The sequence below is a fragment of the Luteibacter aegosomaticola genome (assembly GCF_023078475.1).
GTDB classification, from domain to species: domain Bacteria; phylum Pseudomonadota; class Gammaproteobacteria; order Xanthomonadales; family Rhodanobacteraceae; genus Luteibacter; species Luteibacter aegosomaticola.
On sequence record NZ_CP095741.1, the window covers coordinates 3,341,534 to 3,363,899 of the forward strand.

The 22,366-nt window shown below is 66.4% G+C and carries 21 protein-coding genes; 10 read left to right on the top strand and 11 right to left on the bottom strand.

The features are described from left to right. Positions 1-11: 11 nt before the first annotated feature. Together L2Y96_RS14855 and grxC are read right to left on the bottom strand one after the other, a co-directional pair. A complete protein-coding gene (locus L2Y96_RS14855; protein WP_247327766.1) occupies positions 12-410 on the bottom strand; it encodes a carboxymuconolactone decarboxylase family protein in 399 nt (132 codons plus the stop codon). Further along, a complete protein-coding gene (gene grxC, locus L2Y96_RS14860; protein WP_247327768.1) occupies positions 410-679 on the bottom strand; it encodes a glutaredoxin 3 in 270 nt (89 codons plus the stop codon). Before grxC ends, L2Y96_RS14855 begins: the two co-directional genes overlap by 1 nt. 136 nt (positions 680-815) lie before the next feature. Between grxC and L2Y96_RS14865 the strand changes: the two genes are divergently transcribed. From L2Y96_RS14865 to L2Y96_RS14905, 9 genes are all read left to right on the top strand, one after another. Next, positions 816-2,435: a M48 family metalloprotease gene (locus L2Y96_RS14865; RefSeq protein ID WP_247337052.1), complete on the top strand. Its 1,620-nt coding sequence runs from the start codon at positions 816-818 to the stop codon at positions 2,433-2,435. Between the two features lie 101 nt (positions 2,436-2,536). Beyond that, positions 2,537-3,226, top strand: a complete 690-nt coding sequence (gene phoB / locus L2Y96_RS14870; RefSeq protein WP_045827901.1) for a phosphate regulon transcriptional regulator PhoB — start codon at positions 2,537-2,539, stop codon at positions 3,224-3,226. A 228-nt stretch (positions 3,227-3,454) separates the two neighbouring features. Next, complete coding sequence (gene phoR, locus L2Y96_RS14875; RefSeq protein ID WP_247337054.1) at positions 3,455-4,561, top strand: phosphate regulon sensor histidine kinase PhoR; 1,107 nt, start codon at positions 3,455-3,457, stop codon at positions 4,559-4,561. A gap of 79 nt (positions 4,562-4,640) precedes the next feature. Then, complete coding sequence (ppk1, locus tag L2Y96_RS14880; RefSeq protein WP_247327777.1) at positions 4,641-6,737, top strand: polyphosphate kinase 1; 2,097 nt, start codon at positions 4,641-4,643, stop codon at positions 6,735-6,737. Next, positions 6,734-7,879 (top strand): MGDG synthase family glycosyltransferase, encoded by a 1,146-nt coding sequence (locus L2Y96_RS14885; RefSeq protein WP_247327780.1) that lies wholly within the window; start codon positions 6,734-6,736, stop codon positions 7,877-7,879. Before ppk1 ends, L2Y96_RS14885 begins: the two co-directional genes overlap by 4 nt. After that, positions 7,876-8,385, top strand: coding sequence for a hypothetical protein (locus L2Y96_RS14890; RefSeq protein WP_247327783.1), 510 nt, complete (start codon positions 7,876-7,878; stop codon positions 8,383-8,385). The genes L2Y96_RS14885 and L2Y96_RS14890 overlap by 4 nt, the downstream gene beginning before the upstream one ends. Positions 8,386-8,429: 44 nt before the next feature. Beyond that, positions 8,430-9,950 carry a Ppx/GppA phosphatase family protein gene (locus L2Y96_RS14895; RefSeq protein WP_247327784.1) on the top strand — a complete coding sequence of 507 codons (1,521 nt, stop codon included), beginning with the start codon at positions 8,430-8,432 and terminating at the stop codon, positions 9,948-9,950. Between the two features lie 64 nt (positions 9,951-10,014). Continuing rightward, positions 10,015-10,755 (top strand): peptidylprolyl isomerase, encoded by a 741-nt coding sequence (locus L2Y96_RS14900; RefSeq protein WP_247327786.1) that lies wholly within the window; start codon positions 10,015-10,017, stop codon positions 10,753-10,755. Continuing rightward, the gene (locus L2Y96_RS14905) at positions 10,752-11,480 is read left to right on the top strand and encodes a UDP-2,3-diacylglucosamine diphosphatase (RefSeq protein WP_247327788.1); all 729 of its coding nucleotides are present in this window, start codon (positions 10,752-10,754) and stop codon (positions 11,478-11,480) included. The genes L2Y96_RS14900 and L2Y96_RS14905 overlap by 4 nt, the downstream gene beginning before the upstream one ends. 10 nt (positions 11,481-11,490) lie before the next feature. Here the strand turns inward: L2Y96_RS14905 and L2Y96_RS14910 are convergent, their stop codons facing one another. The 6 genes from L2Y96_RS14910 to L2Y96_RS14935 form a co-directional block, all read right to left on the bottom strand. Continuing rightward, positions 11,491-12,288 carry a ferritin-like domain-containing protein gene (locus L2Y96_RS14910; RefSeq protein WP_247327789.1) on the bottom strand — a complete coding sequence of 266 codons (798 nt, stop codon included), beginning with the start codon at positions 12,286-12,288 and terminating at the stop codon, positions 11,491-11,493. Between the two features lie 40 nt (positions 12,289-12,328). After that, positions 12,329-13,807, bottom strand: coding sequence for an amidophosphoribosyltransferase (gene purF / locus L2Y96_RS14915; RefSeq protein ID WP_247327790.1), 1,479 nt, complete (start codon positions 13,805-13,807; stop codon positions 12,329-12,331). An 11-nt stretch (positions 13,808-13,818) separates the two neighbouring features. Next, on the bottom strand, positions 13,819-14,454 hold the full coding sequence (locus L2Y96_RS14920; protein ID WP_247327791.1) for a CvpA family protein: 636 nt from the start codon (positions 14,452-14,454) through the stop codon (positions 13,819-13,821). Between the two features lie 42 nt (positions 14,455-14,496). Next, positions 14,497-15,558, bottom strand: a complete 1,062-nt coding sequence (locus L2Y96_RS14925; protein WP_247327800.1) for an SPOR domain-containing protein — start codon at positions 15,556-15,558, stop codon at positions 14,497-14,499. Positions 15,559-15,646: 88 nt separating this feature from the next. Next, a complete protein-coding gene (folC, locus tag L2Y96_RS14930) occupies positions 15,647-16,927 on the bottom strand; it encodes a bifunctional tetrahydrofolate synthase/dihydrofolate synthase (protein WP_247327802.1) in 1,281 nt (426 codons plus the stop codon). Then, positions 16,924-17,550, bottom strand: a complete 627-nt coding sequence (locus L2Y96_RS14935; protein WP_247327804.1) for a GNAT family N-acetyltransferase — start codon at positions 17,548-17,550, stop codon at positions 16,924-16,926. Before L2Y96_RS14935 ends, folC begins: the two co-directional genes overlap by 4 nt. Positions 17,551-17,639: 89 nt before the next feature. On the opposite strand from L2Y96_RS14935, the gene L2Y96_RS14940 reads away from it, so the two are divergent. Then, the gene (locus L2Y96_RS14940; RefSeq protein ID WP_247327806.1) at positions 17,640-18,728 is read left to right on the top strand and encodes a sterol desaturase family protein; all 1,089 of its coding nucleotides are present in this window, start codon (positions 17,640-17,642) and stop codon (positions 18,726-18,728) included. A 182-nt stretch (positions 18,729-18,910) separates the two neighbouring features. Here the strand turns inward: L2Y96_RS14940 and L2Y96_RS14945 are convergent, their stop codons facing one another. Genes L2Y96_RS14945 through hflK form a run of 3 tightly spaced genes read right to left on the bottom strand, consistent with a single transcriptional unit; the run spans position 18,911 to position 22,286 of the window. Continuing rightward, the gene (locus tag L2Y96_RS14945; RefSeq protein ID WP_247327819.1) at positions 18,911-20,215 is read right to left on the bottom strand and encodes an adenylosuccinate synthase; all 1,305 of its coding nucleotides are present in this window, start codon (positions 20,213-20,215) and stop codon (positions 18,911-18,913) included. 53 nt (positions 20,216-20,268) lie between these two features. Further along, a complete protein-coding gene (hflC, locus tag L2Y96_RS14950; RefSeq protein WP_247327825.1) occupies positions 20,269-21,138 on the bottom strand; it encodes a protease modulator HflC in 870 nt (289 codons plus the stop codon). Beyond that, complete coding sequence (gene hflK, locus L2Y96_RS14955; RefSeq protein ID WP_247327831.1) at positions 21,135-22,286, bottom strand: protease modulator HflK; 1,152 nt, start codon at positions 22,284-22,286, stop codon at positions 21,135-21,137. The genes hflC and hflK overlap by 4 nt, the downstream gene beginning before the upstream one ends. Between the last annotated feature and the right edge of the window lie 80 nt (positions 22,287-22,366).

Genomic DNA, 22,366 nt, shown 5'->3' on the forward strand with positions numbered 1-22,366 from the left:
GGGGCGGCGTATCAGCCGTTGGAATGGTCGGCGCAGGCCGCGGCATCCGCCTGGGCCGGCTCGCCTTCCAGTGAATCGAGGAAATCGACGGCGCGACGCAGGTGCGGGATGACGATGGAGCCGCCGACGACCAGGCCCACGCTGAAGACCTCGAAGAACTCATCGCGGTTCACGCCCGCTTCCTTGCACTGGGCCACGTGGTAACTGATGCAGTCATCGCAACGCAGGACCATGGAAGCGACCAGGCCGAGCATCTCCTTGGTCTTCACATCCAGCGCGCCCTCGCGGTACGTCTGGGTATCCAGCGCAAAGAAGCGACGCACCACCTGGTTGTCTTCGCCCAGGATGCGCTCGTTCATACGCTTGCGGAACGCGGTGAATTCCTCGACGCGGGTCTTGTCGGTAGCCATCAGTGCGCGGCCTCGAGGATCTCGGCCAGGCGGCCGCTGCGGTCGGCGGCGGCGAGGTCGTCAAATCCGCCCACGTGGGTGCCGTTGATGAAGATCTGCGGCACGGTGCGGCGGCCACCACTCTTCTCGAGCATGAGGTCGCGCTGGGCCGGGTCCATGTCGATGCGTACCTCGTTCCACGCCAGGCCCTTGGCCTTGAGCAGGTTCTTGGCGGCGACGCAGTACGGGCAGACCGCGGTGGAATAGATGGTGATCTCGGGGGTGCTCATGGAACCGGTGTCTCCGAACGCTCTGATTACCGCTAAATGGCGGCCTGGCGCTTATTCTACAACCCCGGGGCGAACCCGGGCCGCCCGCTGTGGTCCAAGCCGGATCCGGCCCCGTGGTGGTATCGTTTTGGCACTTATGCGCCTGCCCTTTCCCCGCTTGCTGCTCCTCGCCGCCACCACCGCCGCCACCTTCGTGGCCGGCGCGCAGGATGCCGTGCGCCTGCCCGACCTGGGTAGCTCCGCCAACGCGCTGATCAGCCCGCGGGAGGCCGACGAGTACGGCGCCCAGATGCTGCGCCAGATGCATGCACTGGACCTCACCCTCGACGATGCGCTGCTCGACCAGTACATCAATGACCTGGGCTTTCGGCTGGTCGCCTCCAGCGCCCGGCCGAAGGACCATTTCCAGTTTTTCATCGTCCGCGATACCCAGATCAACGCCTTCGCGGCGCCCGGCGGCTATATCGGCGTGAATGCCGGCCTGATCAATATCACCCAGGATGAGAGCGAGCTGGCGGGCGTGATTGCCCACGAAATCGGCCATATCACGCAGAACCACCTGTATCGCGCTTTCGAAGCGTCGAAGAAGGACGCGCCCCTCCTCGCCCTGGTACTGCTGGGCGCCATCGCGGCGGGTGCGGGCGGCGCCGGCGGCGACGCGGCCGCCGGCGTCCTCATGGGCGGCCAGGGCTTGCTGATGCAGCGGCAGATCAACTTCACCCGCAAGGATGAAATCGAAGCCGACCGCGCCGGCATCCAGACCCTGTCCAATGCAGGCTTCAACCCCGAGGCCATGGCCGATTTCTTCGGCCGCATGCAGGACACGCTGCGCGTTGGCGAGGGCGAAGATGCCCTGCCCGCACTGCTGCAGACCCACCCGGTGACCCTGGACCGCATCAGCGATGCCCGCGCCCGTGCCCGCGTACTCGAGGCCAGTAGCAAGGAGCGGCCCAAGCTGCCCACGCTGGACAAGGCTTACTGGGAAAAGAACACCGCGCCGGTGATCTACGTGAAGGACCCGACGACGCTATCAACGGCCGGCGTGAACGTGGCCAAGGAGAGCGCAGGTGATACCTACGCACTGATGCGCGAGCGCGTGCGCGTGCTCTCCGGCGATGCCGGCAAGCTGGCCTCGTATTACGCGACCAACCTGAAGCGCAAGGATTTCGACACCGCCGCCAACCACTATGGGTACGCCGTGGCGCTTACCCGGACCAACCGGGGCAGCCAGGCGGTGGAACAGCTCCAGCCCCTGCTCGCCACGCTCCCCAACAGCGTCGTGCTGCGGCTGGCGATGGCCGATGCGTACATGGACGCTGGCCGATATGGCGACGCCCTGGCCATCTATAAGGCCCTGCACGCCAATTCCCCGCGCAACGTGGCCGTCGCCCTCGGCTACGCCAAGGCACTCGCCGTCCAGGGCAGCGTCGGCAGCGCCCAGCAGGCTGTCACCCTGCTCCGCCCCATGCTCGATAGCAGCGACGACCCCGAAATCTTCCGCACGTATGCCCAGGCCAGCGAGCGTGCCGGCGACAGCATCCGTGCAGATGAGGCCTACGCGAACGCGGCCTACCTCTCGGGCCGCCCGTTCGATGCCATGGAACAGCTGCGCCGCCTGCTCAAGCGCGACGACCTCGATTTCTACCAGCGCTCGCGCATCCAGTCCCAGATTGCCGACCTCACCCCACTCCTTCTGGAACTGCGCAAGCGCCGCGTGGCGACCGATGACAACCCCGACGGCCGCACCCAGCAATAGCCCTGCGCCTTATCGGCAACAGGCGAATGTGACCGTTGTCATTGCCGTGTAACACTACGTGGCTGCAATATGACGGTCACAGCCACCAAGCGGTTCACAGCGTGCACAAACGCATTCTCATCGTGGAAGACGAAGCATCGATTCGCGACATGGTCGCTTTCGCGCTTCGCAAGGCGGGCATGGATGCGGCACACGCCGCCGACGCCCGCGCCGCCCAGATGGCCATCTCCGAGCGGGTGCCGGACCTGATCCTGCTCGACTGGATGCTCCCCGGCACCAGCGGCCTGGAACTGGCTCGCCGCCTGCGCCGGGAAGAACTGTCCCGCGAAATCCCGATCATCATGCTCACCGCCCGCGGCGAGGAGATGGACCGGGTGAACGGCCTCGAGGCCGGCGTGGACGATTACGTGATCAAGCCCTTCTCCACCCGCGAACTCATCGCCCGCATCAAGGCCGTGCTCCGCCGCAGCCAGGGCGATGATGGCTCCGGTGTGGTGGAACTGGGTGGCCTGCGCATCGATGGCCCGGCCCACCGCGTGTTCGCGGGGGACGACGCGGTGCCGATCGGCCCCACCGAGTACCGCCTGCTGTTCTTCTTCATGACCCACCCGGAGCGCGTGTACTCGCGCGCCCAGCTGCTCGACCACGTCTGGGGCGGCAGCGTCTATGTGGAAGAACGCACGGTGGATGTCCACATCCGCCGCCTGCGCAAGACCCTGGAACCGTGGAAGCTCGACGACATGGTGCAGACCGTGCGCGGCGCCGGCTACCGCTTCTCCGCCAATACCTAGGCTAACGCGGGCCCACCGCGTTATGGTGCGAACCACCAGACCGACGGTTAACCCGCCATGCCACCCAGCTTCCTGACTTCCTGGCGATTGCCAGCCTCCTGTGCCGCCCTGCTGATAGCGGGTGGCGCAGTGGGTGCGCTCGCGGGTTCGACGCTAGCCGGCATAGCCGTTATCGCTCTGCTGGAAATCGTCGTGCTGCTGTCGCTGTTCCGTCATATGGCCGGGCCAATGTTGCAAACGCCTGCAACACCCCACCCTGAGCATGACCGTCTCATGACACGCACACGCCGTATCGCCTCCCGCCTCCGCGACCTGCGCAGCGCGGCCGGTTCCCTCCCCGATGGCGTGGTCCTGCTGGATCACGCGCAGCACGTCCGCTGGTTTAACCACGCGGCGGAGGAACTGCTTGGCCTGAAGGGCCAGCGTGACCGCGGCCGCTTCATCACCGAAGTACTGAAGAACACGGAGCTGGCCGACTGGCTGGACGATGGCGCCCGCGAGCCGCTCACCGACGTGACGGCACCCGGCCACCCGAACCGGCATATCACGGCCACGCTGCTGCCGTTCGGTAGCCGCCAGCGCGTACTGCTGGCCCGCGATACCAGCCACCTCACCCGCCTCGAACAGATCCGTCGCGATTTCGTCGCCAACGTCTCGCACGAGCTGCGCACGCCGCTCACCGTGATCCACGGCTACCTCGAACTGCTCGATCCGGAAGATGTGCCCGAGCTTGCGCCCGTCCTCGATGAAATGCGCGCGCAGTCCAAGCGCATGGGCCAGATCGTCGAAGACCTGCTGACGCTTTCGCGCCTGGAAACGCAGGATCATCTCGCCGAAGAACACGTGCAGATGACCCCGCTGCTCGCCTCCCTGCGCAAGGAGGCCGAAGCCCTGAGCCAGGGCCGGCATACCATTTCGCTGGACGTCGCCACGGGCTACGACCTGCTGGGGTCCACCAAGGACCTGCACAGCGCCTTCGGCAACCTCGTGGGCAACGCGGTGCGCTATACGCCCACCGGCGGCAAGATCGCCATCCGCTGGGCCGCCATCGATGGCGGCGCACGCTTCTCGGTACAGGATTCCGGTTTCGGTATCCCGGCCGCCCATATCGCCCGCCTCACGGAGCGCTTCTATCGCGTCTCCTCCAGCCGCTCACGCGATTCCGGCGGCACGGGCCTGGGCCTTTCCATCGTCAAACACGTGCTGAACCTGCACCAGGCGCGCCTCTCGATCGAGAGCGAGCCGGGCAAGGGCTCCACCTTCGCGTGCGTCTTCAACACCGACCGCTTGCTCGACGGCTCCCGCCTGCACGACATCGCGGGCACCCCGGCCTGAAACGATGGCTGTCCGGCGCCCGCAGGTTGCTGCGTTGCCTCTTTCCGCGACGCCCCCCGATGGTCCACCATCGGGGGTCATGAAACGGGCCGCGGAACGCATGAGCGCAAAGGTCGACCTCGGGGCTCCCGAGCTGTACATCAACCGTGAGCTGGCGGCGCTGGAGTTCAACTTCCGCGTGCTGGCCCAGGCGAGCGATCCTGACGTGCCGGTGCTGGAGCGCCTGCGCTACCTCACCATCGTCAGCAACAACCTCGATGAGTTCTTCGAGGTACGCGTGGCCGTGCTCAAGCACAAGCATGCGCTCGGCGCTGCCCTCCCGGGTGCCGATGGCCTCGGCTCGGGCGAGATCCTGGCGCGCATCCGCGAGCGCACGCTGGAGCTGGTCAGCGAGATCTACCGCATCTGGCACGAGGAACTCGGGCCGGCGCTGAATGCGGAGAGCATCCGCTTCGTCACCCGCGACCATTGGTCCGACCGGCAACGGCGCTGGCTGCAGGGCTACTTCCAGAACGAGATCATGCCGGTGCTTTCGCCACTGGGTCTCGATCCGGCACACCCGTTCCCGCGCATCCTCAACAAGACGCTCAACCTCGCCGTGGTGCTCAAGGGCCGCGACGCGTTCGGCCGCGAGGGCCACATGGCCCTGGTCCGCGCACCGCGTTCCCTGCCCCGCATCATCCGCATCCCGTCGGAAGTCTCGGGGAACGACGGCGATTTCGTCTTTCTCGCCGAGGTGCTGCAAGCCTTCGCCGACGAGATCTTCCCCGGCTTCCAGGTTTGCGCGGCTTATCAGTTCCGCGTCACGCGCAACAGCGAACTCGTGGTCGAAGAGGCCGAGGTCGAGAACCTCGCCCGCGCGCTAAGCGAGGAGCTGGCCGGCCGCGGCTATGCGCGCCCCGTACGCCTGGAAGTGGGCGCGGATTGCCCGCGTGCCATCACCGATATGCTCATGGCGAACTTCCAGCTGGAAGACGCCGATATCTACCGCTGCGATGGCCCGGTCAACATCATCCGCGCCGGCGTTATCTACGACCAGCTCGACCGCGCCGAACTCAAGTTCCCGCACTTCACACCACGCCTGACACCGGCGTTCGCCAAGGGTGTGAACGAGTTCGACGTCCTCGGCGAGCGCGATGTCCTGATGCATCACCCGTACGAGTCGTTCGCCTCGGTGGTGGAGTTGCTCCGCCGCGCCTCCCAGGATCCAGGCGTGCTCGCCATCAAGCAGACCCTGTATCGCGCCGGCAAGGATTCCCCGCTGGTCGATCTGCTGGTGGATGCCGCGCGCAACGGCAAAGACGTCACCGTGGTGATCGAATTGCGCGCGCGTTTCGACGAGGAAGCCAACATCGGCCTGGCCAACCGGCTGCAGGAAGCTGGCGTGCAGGTGGTCTACGGCGTGGTCGGCTACAAGACCCACGCCAAGATGCTGCTTATCGTGCGCCGCGAGGGTGCGGGCCTGCGCCGCTACGTGCACCTGTCGACGGGCAACTACCACCAGGGCAACAGCCGCGGCTACACCGACATCGGGCTGATGACCTCGAATCCCGAGATCGGCGAGGACATCCACAAGGTATTCCAGCAGCTATCGGGCCTCGGCCCGATGATCCAGCTGAAGCGCCTGTTGCATTCGCCGTTTACGCTGTACAGCAGTGTCATGGGCAAGATCGAGCGCGAGATCGCCCATGCGAACGCAGGCCGCCCCGCACGCATCACGGCCAAGCTCAACGCATTGAACGAAGCCCACGTGGTCGAAGCGCTTTACCGCGCCTCGCAAGCGGGCGTGCAGATCGATCTGATCATCCGTGGCGCCTGCACGCTGCGCCCGGGAATCAAAGGCGTATCGGACAACATCCGCGTGCGCTCGATCATCGGCCGCTTCCTCGAGCACAGCCGCGTGTACTGGTTTGCCAATGACGGCGAACCCGAGCTGTATTGCGCCAGCGCCGACTGGATGGAACGCAACCTCATGCGCCGCATCGAGGTAGGCGTGCCCATCCTGGAACCCGACCTGTTCAAGCGTGTGTACGAGGAAACCCTGGAGAACTACCTGCGCGACAACACCCAGGCCTGGATGCTGGGTGCCGATGGCCGCTATACCCGTCGCCAGCCGGCGAAGGGCGAGCTGCCGCACTCGGCGCAACAAGCGCTGCTGGCCAAGTACTGCGGGTGACGCGGCGCATCCTGCTCCTGTCGGTGTCCGCGGGCGCGGGGCACGTGCGTGCCGCGGACGCGCTCGAGGCGACCGTGGTGGCACTCGCCGCGCAGGGCGCCGACGTGGAGGCACGCCATCTCGATGTCATGGATTACGTGCCCTCGAGTTTCCGGCGTATCTATGCCGATTTCTACCTGGGCCTGATCACGCGTTATCCGCGCGTGTGGGGCATGCTTTACCGGATTACGGACGATGCGCGGCCCGATGCGGTCGTGCAGCGCATGCGGCGCACCATCGAGCGCCTGAACACACGGCGCCTGCGTGCCGCCATCGCCGATTTCGCCCCGGACGCCATCATCTGCACACACTTCCTGCCGGCCGAGATGTTGGCCCGGCAGATTCGCAAGGGCCGTGTGACGGCGCCGGTGTACCTGCAGGTGACGGATTTCGACCTGCACCGCATGTGGGTGGTGCCGGGCATGTCAGGCTATTTCGCGGGTAGCCCCGAGATCGCCTACCGCATGCACGCCGTGGGCCTGCCTGCCACGCGCGTGCACACGACCGGTATCCCGGTGATGCCTGCGTTCGCCGAGGCGCATGACCGGGACGCGCTTTCGCGTGAATTCGGCATGGACCCGCGGCGCGCCGCTTACCTGGTGATGGGCGGTGGCGCTGGCGTGGGCGCACTCGATGAGCTCGCTGACACACTGCTCTCCGCCGGCGGTGATTTCCAGCTGGTGGTGCTAGCCGGACGCAACGAGGACATGCTCGGCCGCCTGCGCAAGCTCGCTACCGGCAAGCATGCCGGGCGTCTGTTCCCGCAGGGCTATACGAAGCACGTGGAACGCCTGATGGCGTGCTGCGACCTTGCCATCACCAAGCCGGGCGGCCTGACCACGTCGGAATGCCTTGCGATGGGCCTGCCGATGATCGTGAACGCACCGATCCCTGGCCAGGAAGAGCGCAACGCGGATTACCTGCTGGAACAGGGCGCCGCGTGGAAGGCGATCGATGGCGTGGCGCTGGCCTGGCGTGTGCAGGCGCTACGCGACGACCCGGCGCAACTCAGCGCCATGAGCCAGCGCGCTCGCGCTATCGGCAAACCGCATGCCGCGCGCGACGTGATCGACACCGTGCTCGCGCAACTGGGCCACCGATGAGCCATTCACCGCGCCGGCGGATCGTCTCCGTCCTTGCCACTGCCGCGTTCACCTTCCTGCTCGCCTTCCTGTTCGCGCATGTCGAGGTGGAAATCGAAGGGCCGCACGGCTGGGCAACCAGCCTGCCGACATGGCGGATCGAAAACCACTGGCTGCTCGACCTGCTGTGGGGCGGCCGGCCGATGACGGGCTATCACGCATGGGTTTTCCCGTTCATCGCATTGTTTTTCCACTTTCCCATGGTGTTCCGCGGCTTCTGGAGCTGGCGGGCGCAGGTGCGCATCATCGCTTGCGTCATGTTGTTCTGGGTTGCCGAGGACGGACTGTGGTTCATACTCAACCCGGCCTTTGGCCTGGCGCGTTTCAACCCTGAAAATGTGCCCTGGCACCGCCACTGGTGGGGCCCTGCCCCTACGGATTACTGGGTATTTGGCTTCCTGTGTATCCTGCTTTACGCCCTCTCGGCCATGCCGAAATCGCGCGCTGCCATTTCCCCTCGGCAGTAAAGCCGTGACAAAATTCCCCGAATACGCCGCTGCGGACATCTCCCTTGGCCACATCAGGTAAATCGCAGATCAACGATGGCGAATTCCTCGCCGCCGTCGACCTCGGCTCCAACAGCTTCCACATGGTGGTCGCTCGCTACGAACACGGCGAACCGCGGGTCATCGATCGCTTGCGCGATTCGGTGCGCATGGCGGTCGGCTTGCGCCCCGATGGCACCCTGGATGCCGCGCACCGCGCGGCGGCACTCGGCAGCCTCGCGCGTTTTGGCCAGCGCCTCGCGGGCATCCCTGCGTTGCATATCCGCGCTGTCGCCACCAACACGGTCCGCCGCCTCGCCTCGCCGCATGCCTTTCTTTCGGCAGCGGAGGCAGCGCTTGGCCACCCCGTGGAAATCGTTTCGGGCCGTGAAGAAGGCCGCCTGATCTTCCTGGGCGCCGCGCACGACCTACCCGCTTCGCGCGATCACCGACTGGTCATCGATATCGGCGGCGGCAGCACGGAATTCATCATCGGGCGCGGCACCTCGCCGCTACTCACCGAGAGCGTGCAGGTGGGCTGCATCGCCTCCACGCTGCGCTTCTTCCCCGGCGGCAAGATCACCCGCAAACGCTGGCAGAAGGCCCGCCGCGAAATCGGCGTGCTCCTGCAGCAGTTCTCCGAGGATTACCGCGAAGCGGGCTGGGCCGATGCCTACGGCTCTTCGGGTACGGCCAAGGCCATCGGCTCGGTGGTCCGCGCGATGAAGCTCTCCGATGACGGGATTACGCCGGATGCCCTGGCGGCAGTCCGCGAAGCCCTCATCGAACAGGGGGCCACGGGCGCCCCGCTCAAGCTGCCGGGCCTCGCCGAGGACCGCGCCGAAGTGTTCGCCGGTGGCGTCGCCATCTTCGAGGCCGCGTTCGAGGCGCTGGGCATCGAGCGGCTCCGCGTCTCTGAAAGCTCCATGCGCGAAGGCGTGCTGTGGGATCTGATCGGCCGTTCGGCCGGTACCGATCCACGCATGGCCAGCATCGATTCCCTCGCCGCGCGCTATGGCGTCGATAGGGCACAGGCTCGCCGCGTGGAGACCACGGCGCTGTCGTTATTCGACCAGCTCGCCAAGGTATGGAAGCTCGACGACGACGGCCGGGAGTGGCTGTCGTGGGCATCGCGCGTGCACGAGCTGGGCCTGGCCATCGCGCACAGCCAGCATCAGCGCCATGGCGCCTACATCCTGCGCCACGCCGATATGGCCGGCTTCTCGCGGCAGGAGCAGCAACTGCTGGCGGCCATCGTCGAATCGCACCGGCGCAAGCCGGAGAAATCCGTCATCACCGCCCTGCCCGTGCGCTACCGCCCACCGGCACGGCATATCACGGCCATCCTCCGCCTCGCCGTGCTGTTCCGGCGCGCACGCCGGGCTGAGTCGCTGCCGCGCATCCGCGTTAACGCTACCCGTCAGCGCCTGCGCCTCACCCTGCCCGCCGACTGGCTCGATCAGCACCCGCTGACCGAAGCCGACCTGGAGCAGGAGCGCGAGCCGCTGGCCGAACTGGGTCTCGAGCTCGAGATCGTTACCGAATAAGCCTGACTGCCCCCGCCAAGGGGGTATCATGGTCGGGTTGTCCTTACGTACGAACCGGTTGCCCATGCTGAAAGCCGTCCTCGCCAGCCTCCTCCTCGCCCTGCCTGCCGCCGCCCTGGCCCAGCAGCAGCAGGCCAAGCCGGCGGCGCCCGCGCCCGGCCCCGTGGAGCACCCCCGGGTCGTCATCCATACCTCCATGGGCGATTTCACGCTCGAGCTGTTTCCGGAGAAGGCGCCCAAGAGCGTCGCCAACTTCCTGCAGTACGTGCGCGATGGCTTCTACGACGGCACGGTGTTTCATCGCGTCGTCGATGGCTACATGGTCCAGGGCGGTCTCTACAGCCGCGACCTGACCCAGCGCCGCACCCGTGCGCCGATTCCCAGCGAGGCTGACAACGGCCTTTCCAACCTGCGCGGCACCGTCGCCGTGGCGCGTGGCGCCGATGCGAACTCGGGCACCTCGCAGTTCTTCGTGAACCTGGTCGACAACCGCCGGCTGGACTACGTGAGCAACCAGAGTGGCCTCACCTGGGGCTTCGCGGTGTTCGCCAAGGTGGCCCAGGGCATGGATGTGGTCGACAAGATCGCCAAGGTGCCGACCAAGGCACAGGGTCCGTTCGTCGGCGACGTGCCGAATCCGTTGGTCATCATCAATTCCGCACAGGTCGTAGGCGAAGAGAAGGCCACGCCGGCCGCCTCGTCGACGGCGGCCACGCCTGCGGCCGCTCCGGCCGCCGAGCCAGCAAAGCCTGCGACCCCGGCGAAGAAGACCGACAAGAAGCCGGCGGCCAAGACCACGCCATGACCACGCTGTTCATCGCCGACCTCCACCTCGACGACGCCCGCCCCGAGATCACCACCCTCTTCGAGCAGTACCTTGCCTCGGACGAAGCCCGCAGCGCGAAGGCGTTCTACATCCTCGGCGATCTCGTGGAAGCGTGGATTGGCGACGATGACGACGCCGAGCTCCCCACCCGCATCGCCACGGCCACGAAGGGCCTGCGCAATGCCGGCGTGCCGGTGTACTTCATGGTGGGCAACCGCGATTTCCTGCTAGGCGAGACCTTCGCGTCGCGTGCCGGCATGACCTTGCTCGACGACGGCACCGTGCACGATATCGAAGGCGTGCCGACCCTGCTGATGCATGGCGATGTGCTGTGCACCGACGATGTCGAGTACCAGGCCGTGCGCAAGCAGGTTCGCACGGACGCGTGGAAACAGCAGATCCTCTCCATGCCGCTCGCCGCGCGCCGTGCGTTCGCCGCACAGGCCCGCAGCGATAGCAAATCCCGCACAGGGCGCATCGATGAGACGATCATGGATGTGAACCAGGGCGCCGTCGAAGAGGCCATGCGCCACGCGCGCGTGGCGCGCCTTGTCCACGGCCACACGCATCGCCCTGCCGTGCACGATTTCAGCCTTGGCGCCACGCCGGCACAGCGCATCGTGCTGGGCGATTGGTATGACCATGGGTCGGTGCTGCGCATTGAGCCTGATAGCGTCGAATTGCGCGGCTTGACGTTGCCGTAAGGCAGGTAGGTCAGAGAGTGACGAGCCAGGCCAGCTCGGTTTCGGAGAAGCCGGCTTCGCGCCGCGCCTCGAGATTGAACGGCCCACGCAGCGAGCCATTCATGTAATCGTTGAGCAGCTGCGCGAACGTGGCCTCGGGCTCGATGCCATCGCGCGCGCAGCACCAGTGGAACCAGCGCGTACCTGCGGCCACGTGGGCCACCTCCTCGCGCAGGATCACTTCCAGGATCGCCACCGTGCGCTCGTCCTTCTGGTGGCGCAGGCGCTCCATCATCCCGGGCGTCACATCCAGCCCACGCGCCTCGAGCACACGCGGCACCAGCGCCATGCGCGCGGTGTCGCTATGCGCGGTTTTCTCGGCCATCTCCCACAGGCCGTTGTGCGCATCGAAATCGCCGTACGTATGCCCCAACTCGCCAAGGCGGCCCTGCAGCAACATGAAATGCCGCGCCTCGTCATTCGCGCACGACGCCCAGTCGGCGTAATACGCCGCGGGCTTGCCATGGAAGCGATACACCGCATCCCACGCCAGGTCGATCGCGTTGAATTCGATATGCGCGATGGCGTGCACCAGCGCGATGCGCCCCTCGGGCGTGCCCAGGCCGCGCTGCTGAAGCTGGCGCGTGGAGACGAGGCGCGGCCGCTCAGGACGGCCCGGCAGCGTGATCGGCTTCGGTTCGGCGGCCGCAGGGTCAGGCGCAAGCTCGCCCGCCTGCAGGCGGGCGAAGGTCTCGAAGGTAAGCCGCACTTTCTCAGCCGGGTCGGCGGCTTCGAGGCAGCGCCGGGCAGCGGCGTGGAGATCCTGCATCTACTGACGGCGCGGCACGCGAGGCGTGCCGCGCACAGCCTTACGCCGTGCGGCGCTCGGACTTGGCGTTGTCGGAACGCAGGGCTTCCTGCTGTTCGAGGAACGCCGAATCCACGCCGGTCACGTATTCACCAGAGAAGCACGAGGTATCGAACTTCTTCAGATCGTCGTTGCCATCGGCGACGGCCCAGACCAGATCATCGAGATCCTGGTAAACGAGCCAGTCGGCGCCGAGCAGCTTTTCCACTTCTTCGACCGTGCGACCGGCAGCGATCAGTTCCGACGCGGCCGGCATGTCGATGCCGTACACGTTGGGGTAGCGCACCGGCGGCGCGGCCGAGGCGAAGTACACGTTCTTTGCGCCCGCGTCGCGCGCCATCTGGATGATCTGCTTCGAGGTGGTACCGCGGACGATGGAATCATCCACGAGCAACACGTTCTTCTTGCGGAATTCCAGGTCGATGGCGTTGAGCTTGCGGCGCACGGATTTCACGCGCTCACCCTGCCCCGGCATGATGAAGGTACGGCCGATGTAGCGGTTCTTGACCAGGCCTTCGCGCATGGGCACGCCCAGCGCCTGGGCCAGCGAGCTGGCCGCGGTGCGCGAGGTGTCGGGAATGGGGATGACCGCATCGATACCGTGGTCGGGACCACGCTCGCGCAGGATCTTCTCGGCGAGCTTCTCGCCCATGCGCAAGCGTGCCTTGTACACGGACACATCCTCGATCATCGAATCGGGACGGGCGAGGTACACGTATTCGAAGATGCACGGCGAATGCACCGCGCCCTCGGCGCAGCGCTGCGAGAACAGCTGGCCGCCTTCGGTGATGATCACGGCTTCGCCCGGCGCGATGTCGCGCGTGCGCTTGAAGCCGAGCACATCGAGCGCCACCGATTCGGAGGCCACCGCGTACTCGCGGCCTTCGGCCGTCTCGCGCTCACCGAGCACCAGCGGACGAATGCCGTTCGGGTCGCGGAAGGCGATGAGGCCATAGCCCAGCACGAGGGCAAGGCAGGCGTAACCACCGCGGGCACGCGCATGCACGCGCGAGACGGCCTTGAAGACATGCTCGGGGGTAAGGTCGCCGCGATCTTCCAGCTGCAGCTCGTGCGCCAGCACGTTGAGCAGGACTTCCGAATCGGAATCGGTATCGATATGGCGGCGGTCGTCTTCGAACATCTCCTTGCGGAGCTGCTCGGTGTTGACCAGGTTGCCGTTGTGCGCGAACGCAATGCCGTAGGGCGAGTTCACGTAGAACGGCTGGGCCTCTTCCGTACCCTCCGAGCCTGCCGTCGGGTAACGGCAGTGGCCGAGGCCGATGCGGCCACGCAGCTTGCCGACGCCAGCGGAGTTGAAGACATCGCGCACGAGGCCGTTGCCCTTGTGCAGGCGCAGGCGCGCGCCATCCACGGTCGCGATACCGGCGGCATCCTGTCCGCGATGTTGCAGGACGGTCAGGCCGTCATACAGGGCCGATGCCACTTCCGTGGTACCGACGATGCCGATGATTCCGCACATGGTGTTGCCTTCTACGAAGAGGCCGCCGTGGAAGCGGCAGCGGGGTGAGCCTGGCTATTGTCGCGCGTTTGCCCGGGGATCGGCAGATCGCGCAGTTTCATGAGATCGTCCTTGCTGGGGAGCTGGACGTCCGGCAATTTCATGTTCTTCAACGCTTCCGGCGGGTGCATGTAATCACGCACGTTCGCCGGAATCTGCTGGCCGATCCAGGCGGCAGGCGCCTGGAATTGCTGCAGCATCATGGATTCACGCCACCAGGGATCACGCGGCAGCGGGGTAAAACCCAGGGCAAATACCACGAGGCTGACGATGAGCACGCCCCGCACCAGCCCGAATAACATGCCGAAAAGGCGGTCGGTACCCCCCAGGCCCGTGCTCGCCACCAGGCGCGACATCAGGAACCGGATAAGCCCGCCGACCACCAGGACGACGACAAACGCCATGGTGTAGCCCAGGCCCACCCGGGCCGTGGGGTTCGACACCGAACCTTCGAGGTAATGCGCCAGCTGCGGCCCGATCGCCCAGGCGATCCAGAACGCTGCGACCCAGATCACCAGCGACAACACCTCGGAAATGAGGCCGCGCGCCAGCCCGATCAAGACCGAGATGAACAGCACCGCCAGGATGACGTAATCGGCCCAGTTCACTGCGCTGCTCCCCATGTGACGACCGGCGTGTGGGGCGGCCCGTTACGGGGCCGACACCACGACGCCATCGAGGCCGACCTTGGCCTTGATCTGATCTTTCAGGCGCACCGCATCGTCGCGCTGGGTCTGCGGCCCGGCGCGGACGCGCCAGAGCTTGGCACCAGTGCTTGAGGCGATGCTATCCACGTAGCCGGCGATTCCCGCGCCACGCAGCTTGTCGCGAAGCCGGGTGGCCTCCGCTTCGCTGCTGACCGCCGCCACCTGGACGGCGAAGCCACCGGCGCGCGGCGCGGCGGCCGGCACGGCGGCGGCCTGGGCCTGCTGCTGTGCCGCGGCGGGCGCGGCAGCGGGCTTCGGCGGGGCCGGGACGTCAGCCGTCTGCGCTTCGGGCTTCGACGACAGCGAGGCCGGGGCGCCCGGGACGGCGGCCGTGATCTTCAGGCGCGCGGCCTCGGCGGCGGCACGGGTCTCGAACGGGCCTGCGGTGACGCGCGTCAGCGACTTGCCGGCCTGGTTCATGGCGGCCGTGCTGACCGGATACCCGAGCGCGCGGACCTTCTGCACGACCGCATCGGCCTTGCTGCGATCCGCATAGGCGCTGAGGTTGATCGAGTAGCTGCCACGCGCGGCGGTGCCCGCCGGGAGCGCCGCAGGGGTAGCGGCCGGCGTGGCCGGTGCCGGGGTAGCGGGCGCCGGCTTCGCCGGCTTGGCGGCCGGCGGGGCGAAATCTTCCGGCAGGGCATCGGCCGGCTTGCGCGAGGCGATATCGACCGAGGCGAGGCGGCTACCGCTACCCGGGGTGACGGCGGCGGCCGGTGCGGTGCGCGTCGTGGCCGGTGCCGCGACGGGCGCCGTGGCAGGCGGAGCCTGTGTGGCGGCAGCCTGTGAGGCCACGGCCTGCGCCGGGGTAGCGGCGGGCGAAGCGGCGCCATTCGGGGAAACATCCAGCGTGCGCGACTGCAACTCGCGGTCCGGTGCCGGCGGGATCTCAAGGCTGACCGTCTGGTCGGTATCGCTCTTGGGTGGCGTGCTGGAGAACAGCATCGGCACGATCAGGACGAGCAAGGCGATGAGGACGGCGGCACCCAGCAGGCGTGTTTTCAAGGAAAGCTCCATTCGGCCGGCGCAATGCGGATCGCCGCGATTATAACCGGCAATGGGGAGTGCCCGGAGCCCCTCCCCGCAACGGCGTTCACACGCGCGTCGTGAGGGCGGCGCTTGCGACGAAGAACGAGCCAAACAACAGGATCGTATCGCCCTCGCCCGCGGCCTCGCGAGCCGCCTGCCAGGCCGAGGCTACGTCGGGATAAGCCTGACGCATCGCCTCGGGCAGCGCCGTATCGAACACCTCGCCAAGCGCCTCCGCCCGCAGGCCACGCGGCGTATCGCCATCGAGCCCCGCGAGGAACCAGCGATCCACGCGGCTTCCCAGGGCCATGACGACGCCCGCTACATCCTTGTCGCCGAGCGCGCCGTACACGGCGAGCACCTGACCATCGCCCGGCTGCGCATCCAGCCACTCGGCGAGTGCCCGCGCAGCCTGGGGGTTGTGGCCGACATCGACCAGGGTCAACGGACGTTCGCCCACACGCTGCAGGCGGCCATCCACCCGCACCTGGGCCAGCGCCTCGGCCACGGCGGCGGCAGGTACGTGAAGACGTGCGCGCAAGGCGTGCAGCGCCGCGATCGCGGCCGAGGCGTTGGCGAACTGCACGGGCGCGGCCAGCGCAGGGCGAGGGAGATCGAGGGTCGTGCCATCGGAATGCAGCCAGCGCCACGTGCCGACGGCCGGGCCGGACGCCGGCACATCCCACCAGTACGAGGAGCCCGCCAACTCAATGTGAGCCCCTGCATCGCGCAGCGCCGCCAGCAGCCCCTCAGGCGGAGCCAGCTCACCAACGACCGTCGGCTGCCCTGCCCGCGCGATTCCGGCCTTTTCCCGGCCGATACTGTCCCGGTCGTTGCCCAGCCATGCCTGGTGATCGAGATCGATGGTGGTGATGACGACGGCATCGGCATCGATGATGTTCACCGCGTCAAGGCGGCCACCCAGACCCACCTCAAGGATCGCAACGTCGACGCCGGCGCGCGCCATCAGGTCGATGGCGGCCAACGTGCCGAACTCGAAATAGGTTTGCGCGATCGTGCCCCGCGCCGACTCGATCCGCTCGAACGACGCCACCAGGTCCGCATCGGCGGCGTCGACACCATCGATGCGGATGCGCTCGTTGTAGTGCACGAGATGGGGCGAGGTATAGCAGCCGGTGCGATAACCGGCAGCCCGCAACATGCCTTCAAGCAGCGCCACGGTCGAACCCTTGCCGTTCGTGCCGCCGACTGTAATGACAAGCGGCGCCGGGCGCGGCGAGCCCATGGCCTCCCACACGTTGCGCACGCGATCGAGGCCCAGCTCGATTTCGTGCACGTTCGTGGTTTCCTGATAGGTGAGCCACTCAGCCAGGGTGCGGGTCATGCGTGCTGCTCCGCGCGGTCGATGCCGCGCATCCAGAAATCGAGGGTATGCGACGTGGCCGCGCCATCGCCGCGCTCCTTCCACGATAGCGTGCAGCTCATGCCTTCGGCGGGAGCGTAGCCACGGCCCCGCCAGAACACATCGTTGGGACGGTAGCCGTCGGGTGCTCGCGGGTCGAGCGGGTCGCGACGTACGGAACAGAACGCCGTCCAGCGGAAGTCACCGCACGCCTGGGCATGGGCTTCCCGGGCATCGAAGAAGGCGTGGCCGATCCCACGACCACGCCAGGGCGCCAACAGCACGGATTCGCCGAAGTAGAAGACGTCATCCAGGGCGATGCCGCGCTCCATGAACGGCTGGTGGAACGCTTCACCGTCATCCGCAAGGGGGATGCCCGTCGACGCGCCCACGACCTCGCCCTCGCCGGTGCGCGCCACGACGCACACACTGCGCGGTGAGGCGGCATAGGCGGCGAGGTAATCGCGCTCGTAGGCCAGATCGCCTTCGTAGAGATAGGGCCAGTCGCGAAACACGGCGATACGCAGCCCGGCGAGTTCCTCAACGACGGGCAGGATGCCCTGCCCCACGTACGGCGTGACCGTGATCCCAGGAATAAGGCGCATGGCGGAAAGCGAAACGAAAGAGCGCTAAAGCTTAATGGGGCAATCGCCCGTACGCACCTGTGCGGGCACAAGCACTACCGAGGTACCCGATGTTCGCGCCCTGGACCCATCTGGTCGACTGGACAAGCCTCCACGCCATCACGCCCTTCCTCGCCTGGCTCCACCTCGGCGGATTGGCGGGCGACCCGCGCGAAATCGCCGAGGCCATCCTCATCTCCCTGCTCCAGGTCGGCATCATCGCCTTCCTGTTCCGCCCGCTCGAATCGATGATCCCGGCGGAACGCTGGGAGCACCGCAACCTCACCCGTGTCGACTGGCAGTACACGCTGATGATGTTGCTTGGCATCTTCCCGATGTTCAGCTACCTCGTGCTCACGCCCATCGCCAACTATTTCGGCGGTACGGATAGCAGCCCGGGCGACGAATCCCTGCTCGGCATCGTGCACTGGGTGCCGATGCTGAAGGACCACCCGCTGGCCCTGTTCGTCGTGTACTACGTGATTTACGACCTGGTGTACTACTGGATGCACCGTTTGCAGCACGCCCTGCCCTGGTGGTGGGCGCTGCACAGCATGCACCACAGCACCCGTCAGATGAGCTGCTGGACGAATGACCGTGGCAGCCTTGTCGATGGTTTCCTGCAATCGATGGTGCTGGCGGGCGTCGGCGTGGTGATCGGCGTGGCGCCTACCGATTTCGCATGGCTGGTGTTGCTCGGCGAACTGGTGCAGAACTTCTCGCATGCGAACGTACGCATTCGGTTCGGACCCGTGTTTGATCGGCTCCTCGTATCGCCCACCTTCCATCGCCTGCACCACATGCTCGTAGACCCGGATCGTCCCAACCTGCACAACTGCAACTTCGGGCAGGTGTTCTCGATCTGGGACACCGTGTTCGGCACGGCTTTGCACGGTGAGCCGATCCGCCCTACTGGCGTGGGTGACCCGATGGTCGATTCAGATAACGACAAGAACCTGGTGGGCCTGCACTGGGCTGCGTTCCGCCGATTCTGGGGCGCGATCACCAGCCGGCAGGGCTGGAAGCTCGGCGAAGTGGCCTTCGGCGAGGATTACCGCCCAATCTCGGTGAGAGATATCGATCTGCATGCGTTGCATGCTGGCGCGGCGTGTACGCCCAAATCGACCGCAAGTACGTTTGCAGAGGAATCGCAGGCGTAGAGGGCTATCGGGCGTTGAGGGGATCGCGCGCAAGCGCGCTCCTACAAGAGCGCGGCACCCACTGTAGGAGCACGCTTGCGCGCGATAAACCTACAAAGCGATGAAGCCACGAAGAAGCACAAAAAAGGCCAGCCCGAAGGCTGGCCTTTTTCGTTACCGGTAACAAACCCGGCGGGTGCGACTTAGCAGTCGGCACCACCAAACGGATCGTCGAGGATGATCGTGTCGTCACGATCCGCACCGGTGGCCACGAGGGCCAGCTTGCAACCCGAGAGCTCTTCCACGGCGCGCAGGTACGCGCGGGCGGCCGGCGGGAGCTTGTTCCAGTCGCGGATACCCGCGGTGGATTCTTCCCAGCCCGGGAACTCGAGGTACACCGGCTTGCACTCGTCCCAGCCGTCCGCATCGAGCGGGGCCAGCTCGCGACGCTTGCCGCGGTATTCGTACGCAATGCAGACCTTGATCGATTCCAGGCCATCGAGCACGTCGAGCTTGGTGATGGCGAGGCCATCGATGCCGTTGATCTGCACGGCGCGCTTCAGCGCGACGAGGTCGATCCAGCCGCAGCGGCGCGGACGGCCTGTGCTGGCACCGAACTCGTTGCCCTTCTTGCGCAGTAGCTCACCCATCTCGTCGTTCAGCTCGGTCGGGAACGGACCGCCGCCGACGCGCGTGGCGTAGGCCTTGCAGATGCCGAGCACGTAATCGATGTCGCGAGCGCCCACGCCGGTACCGGCCAGAGCGCCACCGACCGTCGTGTTCGACGAGGTGACGTACGGGTAGGTGCCGTGGTCGATATCGAGCAGCGCGCCCTGCGCGCCTTCGAACAGGATGTTGCCGCCATCGCGACGCACGTCGTGCAGGATGGTGGCGACGTCGTCGACCATCGGGCGCAGGTACTCGCCCCAGGTAAGCGCTTCGTCGAGGACGGTCTGGTAATCGACCGGCTCGGCCTTCAGCCACTCGGTAAGCACGAAGTTGTGGTACTCGACCGCCGCCTTCACCTTCTCCGGCAGCTCGTGCGGGTACATCAGGTCGGCCACGCGGATCGAACGGCGGGCCACCTTGTCTTCGTACGCCGGGCCGATGCCGCGACCCGTGGTGCCAATGGCCTTGGCGCCGGACGCCACTTCGCGCGCCTTATCGACGGCGATGTGGTACGGCATGATCAGCGGGGTGGCCGGCGAGATCTTCAGGCGGGCGCGCACATCAACGTTCTGCGCTTCCAGCTCAGCGATTTCGCTCATGAGCGCGGCCGGCGAAAGCACCACGCCATTGCCGATGAGGCAGAGCGCGTCGTCACGCAGGATGCCCGACGGGATCAGGTGAAGGACGGTCTTCTTGCCCTTGATCACCAGCGTGTGGCCGGCATTGTGGCCGCCCTGGAAGCGTGCGACGGCACCGACGCGCTCGGTGAGCAGATCGACGATCTTGCCCTTGCCTTCGTCGCCCCATTGCGCGCCGAGAATGACTACTGACTTACCCATGGTGGTGGTTCTCTTAGGTTGCATGTGCCCGGTAGGGCGATGTGGAGACGTTTTTAGCGCTGACGGCCCGGGCCGTCGGTGAGGTAGCGCAGGAATTCGGAATCTGGCTTGAGCACGAGCGTGGATTTACCATCGGCAAAGGCCTTCTTGTAGGCCTGCATGCTGCCGTAGAACGCAAAGAACTCAGGATCCTGGCCATACGCCGCCGCGTAAATCGCCGCAGCCTTGGCATCACCGTCGCCGCGCACCGAGGTGGCATCGCGATTGGCATCCGCCAGGATCACCGCCTTCTGGCGATCCGCATCGGCGTGGATCTTCTGCGCATTCTCCTGGCCGGTGGAACGCAGCTCGTTGGCCAGGCGCGTGCGCTCGGTGCGCATGCGCTTGTAGACGGATTCGCTGACCTCGGCCGGCAGATCGATCCGCTTGATACGGACATCGACCACGCTCACGCCAAGATTCTTGCGTGCGACTTCGTCGGTGCGCTCGCGCACATGGCCCGTGATGTCCTTGCGGCCACCGCCGATCAGGTCTTCCAGGGGGCGCGAGTTGAATTCGTCGCGCAGCGCATCCTTCACCACCGGGGTGAGGCGGCCGATGGCCGCCGTCGGATCGCCTGCCGTGGCGCGGTAGTACGCGGCCGGATCAGCGATGCGCCACTTCACGTAGAAGTCGACGGAGACCGTCTTCTTCTCACGGGTGAAATAGCGCTCGGGCTGGGCATCGAGGCCGAGGATGCGGTTATCGAACGTGACGACCTGCTGGGCCACCGGCACCTTGAAGTGCAGCCCCGGCTTGTAGTCCGAGTGAACGATGCGGCCGAACTGCAGGAGCAGCGCGTTCTGGCCTTCCTTCACCACGAAGAAGCTGTTGAAGCCCAGCAGCACGAGGGCGACAACGACGAGACCGGAAATGATCTTCATGGGTTGCCTCCCTGCGCGGCCGGCGCGGCATCGGTGGTGGCCGACTGCACGATGGTGCCAACACCCGGCACGTTGCGGACGCTGGTGTTGCCACCGGATTCCACCGGCAGCTGCAGGATGTTCTTGCCGTTGCTGCCGTCGACGACCTTGGAGTTGCGGCTCATGACGTCTTCCACGGTTTCCAGCCACAGGCGGCGGCGGGTCACATCCGGCGCGGCTCGGTATTCCTTGAGCAGGAGGCTGAACCGGTCGGCGTCGCCCGTGGCGACGGCGATACGCTCGACCCGGTCCGCCTCGGCGGCACCTGCGATGACAGCGGCCTGGCCACGCGCCTCGGGCAACAGCTTGCTCTGGTAGGCCAGTGCGTCGTTCTCGGCACGCTGGCGGTCTTCACGCGCGGCGTTCACGTCATCGAAGGCGTCCTTCACTTCGCGTGGCGGCGAAACGCTCTGGAAGCTGACGCTGGTGACGGCGATGCCCGAGTCATACATGTCGAGCGTGCTCTGCAGGATGGACCGGGTCTGCTGCTGAAGGCTCTCCTTGGCCGCCGGGCTGGCGTCGACCGCGCTGGTCACGGCCGGGATGGCGGCCGTGCTGGCGGCGGCCGGGGCATCCGCACCGGTCGTCAGGATGTTGTCCATGGCATTCGCGCCCACCACCGAGCGCACGGCGGCCTCGGCGGCATTCTTCAGCATGCCTTCCGCCGGGTCCGCGTTCGAGAAGAGGAACTTCCGCGCGTCGGAAACCTGGTATTGGACGTTGAAATCGATCGAGATGATGTTCTCGTCGCGGGTAAGCATCGAGACCGTATCGGAGACCGTGCGGACCTGGGTGGTTTCCACCTTGGTCACGGTTTCGATCGGGTTCGGGGCCTTCAGGTGCATGCCCGGGGGCAGCACGCGCGAGAACTCGCCAAAGCGCAGCACGACACCTACCTGCCGGGCATCGATCACGGTGAAGCTCGACACGAGCAGCCACGCCACGACGAAGACCAGCAGGATAGCCAGCACGCCGCCACTACCGCCGCCGAGGCGGCCGAAACGCGAGGTGAACTGCTTCAGCAGGCTGTCCAGGTCGAACTTGCGCTGACCTTGCCGGTTGCGGTTCCAGGGGTCCTTCTGGCCGTTGCCGGGTTCGTTCCAGGGCATGGGCGACAGTCTCCTTCGGGGACTGGAGGGTGGGCGGCTGGAAAGCCTTCAGCGCGAGCCCGGGCGACGGGGGGAGGCGG

What these genes read in the sequence shown, in the direction of transcription:
- L2Y96_RS14855 (WP_247327766.1), bottom strand. Translation starts at nt 410, where the DNA reads ATGGCTACCGACAAGACCCGCGTCGAGGAATTCACCGCGTTCCGCAAG.
- grxC (WP_247327768.1), bottom strand. Translation starts at nt 679, where the DNA reads ATGAGCACCCCCGAGATCACCATCTATTCCACCGCGGTCTGCCCGTAC.
- L2Y96_RS14865 (WP_247337052.1), top strand. Translation starts at nt 816, where the DNA reads ATGCGCCTGCCCTTTCCCCGCTTGCTGCTCCTCGCCGCCACCACCGCC.
- phoR (WP_247337054.1), top strand. Translation starts at nt 3,455, where the DNA reads ATGTTGCAAACGCCTGCAACACCCCACCCTGAGCATGACCGTCTCATG.
- ppk1 (WP_247327777.1), top strand. Translation starts at nt 4,641, where the DNA reads ATGAAACGGGCCGCGGAACGCATGAGCGCAAAGGTCGACCTCGGGGCT.
- L2Y96_RS14890 (WP_247327783.1), top strand. Translation starts at nt 7,876, where the DNA reads ATGAGCCATTCACCGCGCCGGCGGATCGTCTCCGTCCTTGCCACTGCC.
- L2Y96_RS14900 (WP_247327786.1), top strand. Translation starts at nt 10,015, where the DNA reads ATGCTGAAAGCCGTCCTCGCCAGCCTCCTCCTCGCCCTGCCTGCCGCC.
- L2Y96_RS14905 (WP_247327788.1), top strand. Translation starts at nt 10,752, where the DNA reads ATGACCACGCTGTTCATCGCCGACCTCCACCTCGACGACGCCCGCCCC.
- L2Y96_RS14910 (WP_247327789.1), bottom strand. Translation starts at nt 12,288, where the DNA reads ATGCAGGATCTCCACGCCGCTGCCCGGCGCTGCCTCGAAGCCGCCGAC.
- purF (WP_247327790.1), bottom strand. Translation starts at nt 13,807, where the DNA reads ATGTGCGGAATCATCGGCATCGTCGGTACCACGGAAGTGGCATCGGCC.
- folC (WP_247327802.1), bottom strand. Translation starts at nt 16,927, where the DNA reads ATGACCCGCACCCTGGCTGAGTGGCTCACCTATCAGGAAACCACGAAC.
- L2Y96_RS14935 (WP_247327804.1), bottom strand. Translation starts at nt 17,550, where the DNA reads ATGCGCCTTATTCCTGGGATCACGGTCACGCCGTACGTGGGGCAGGGC.
- L2Y96_RS14940 (WP_247327806.1), top strand. Translation starts at nt 17,640, where the DNA reads ATGTTCGCGCCCTGGACCCATCTGGTCGACTGGACAAGCCTCCACGCC.
- L2Y96_RS14945 (WP_247327819.1), bottom strand. Translation starts at nt 20,215, where the DNA reads ATGGGTAAGTCAGTAGTCATTCTCGGCGCGCAATGGGGCGACGAAGGC.
- hflC (WP_247327825.1), bottom strand. Translation starts at nt 21,138, where the DNA reads ATGAAGATCATTTCCGGTCTCGTCGTTGTCGCCCTCGTGCTGCTGGGC.
- hflK (WP_247327831.1), bottom strand. Translation starts at nt 22,286, where the DNA reads ATGCCCTGGAACGAACCCGGCAACGGCCAGAAGGACCCCTGGAACCGC.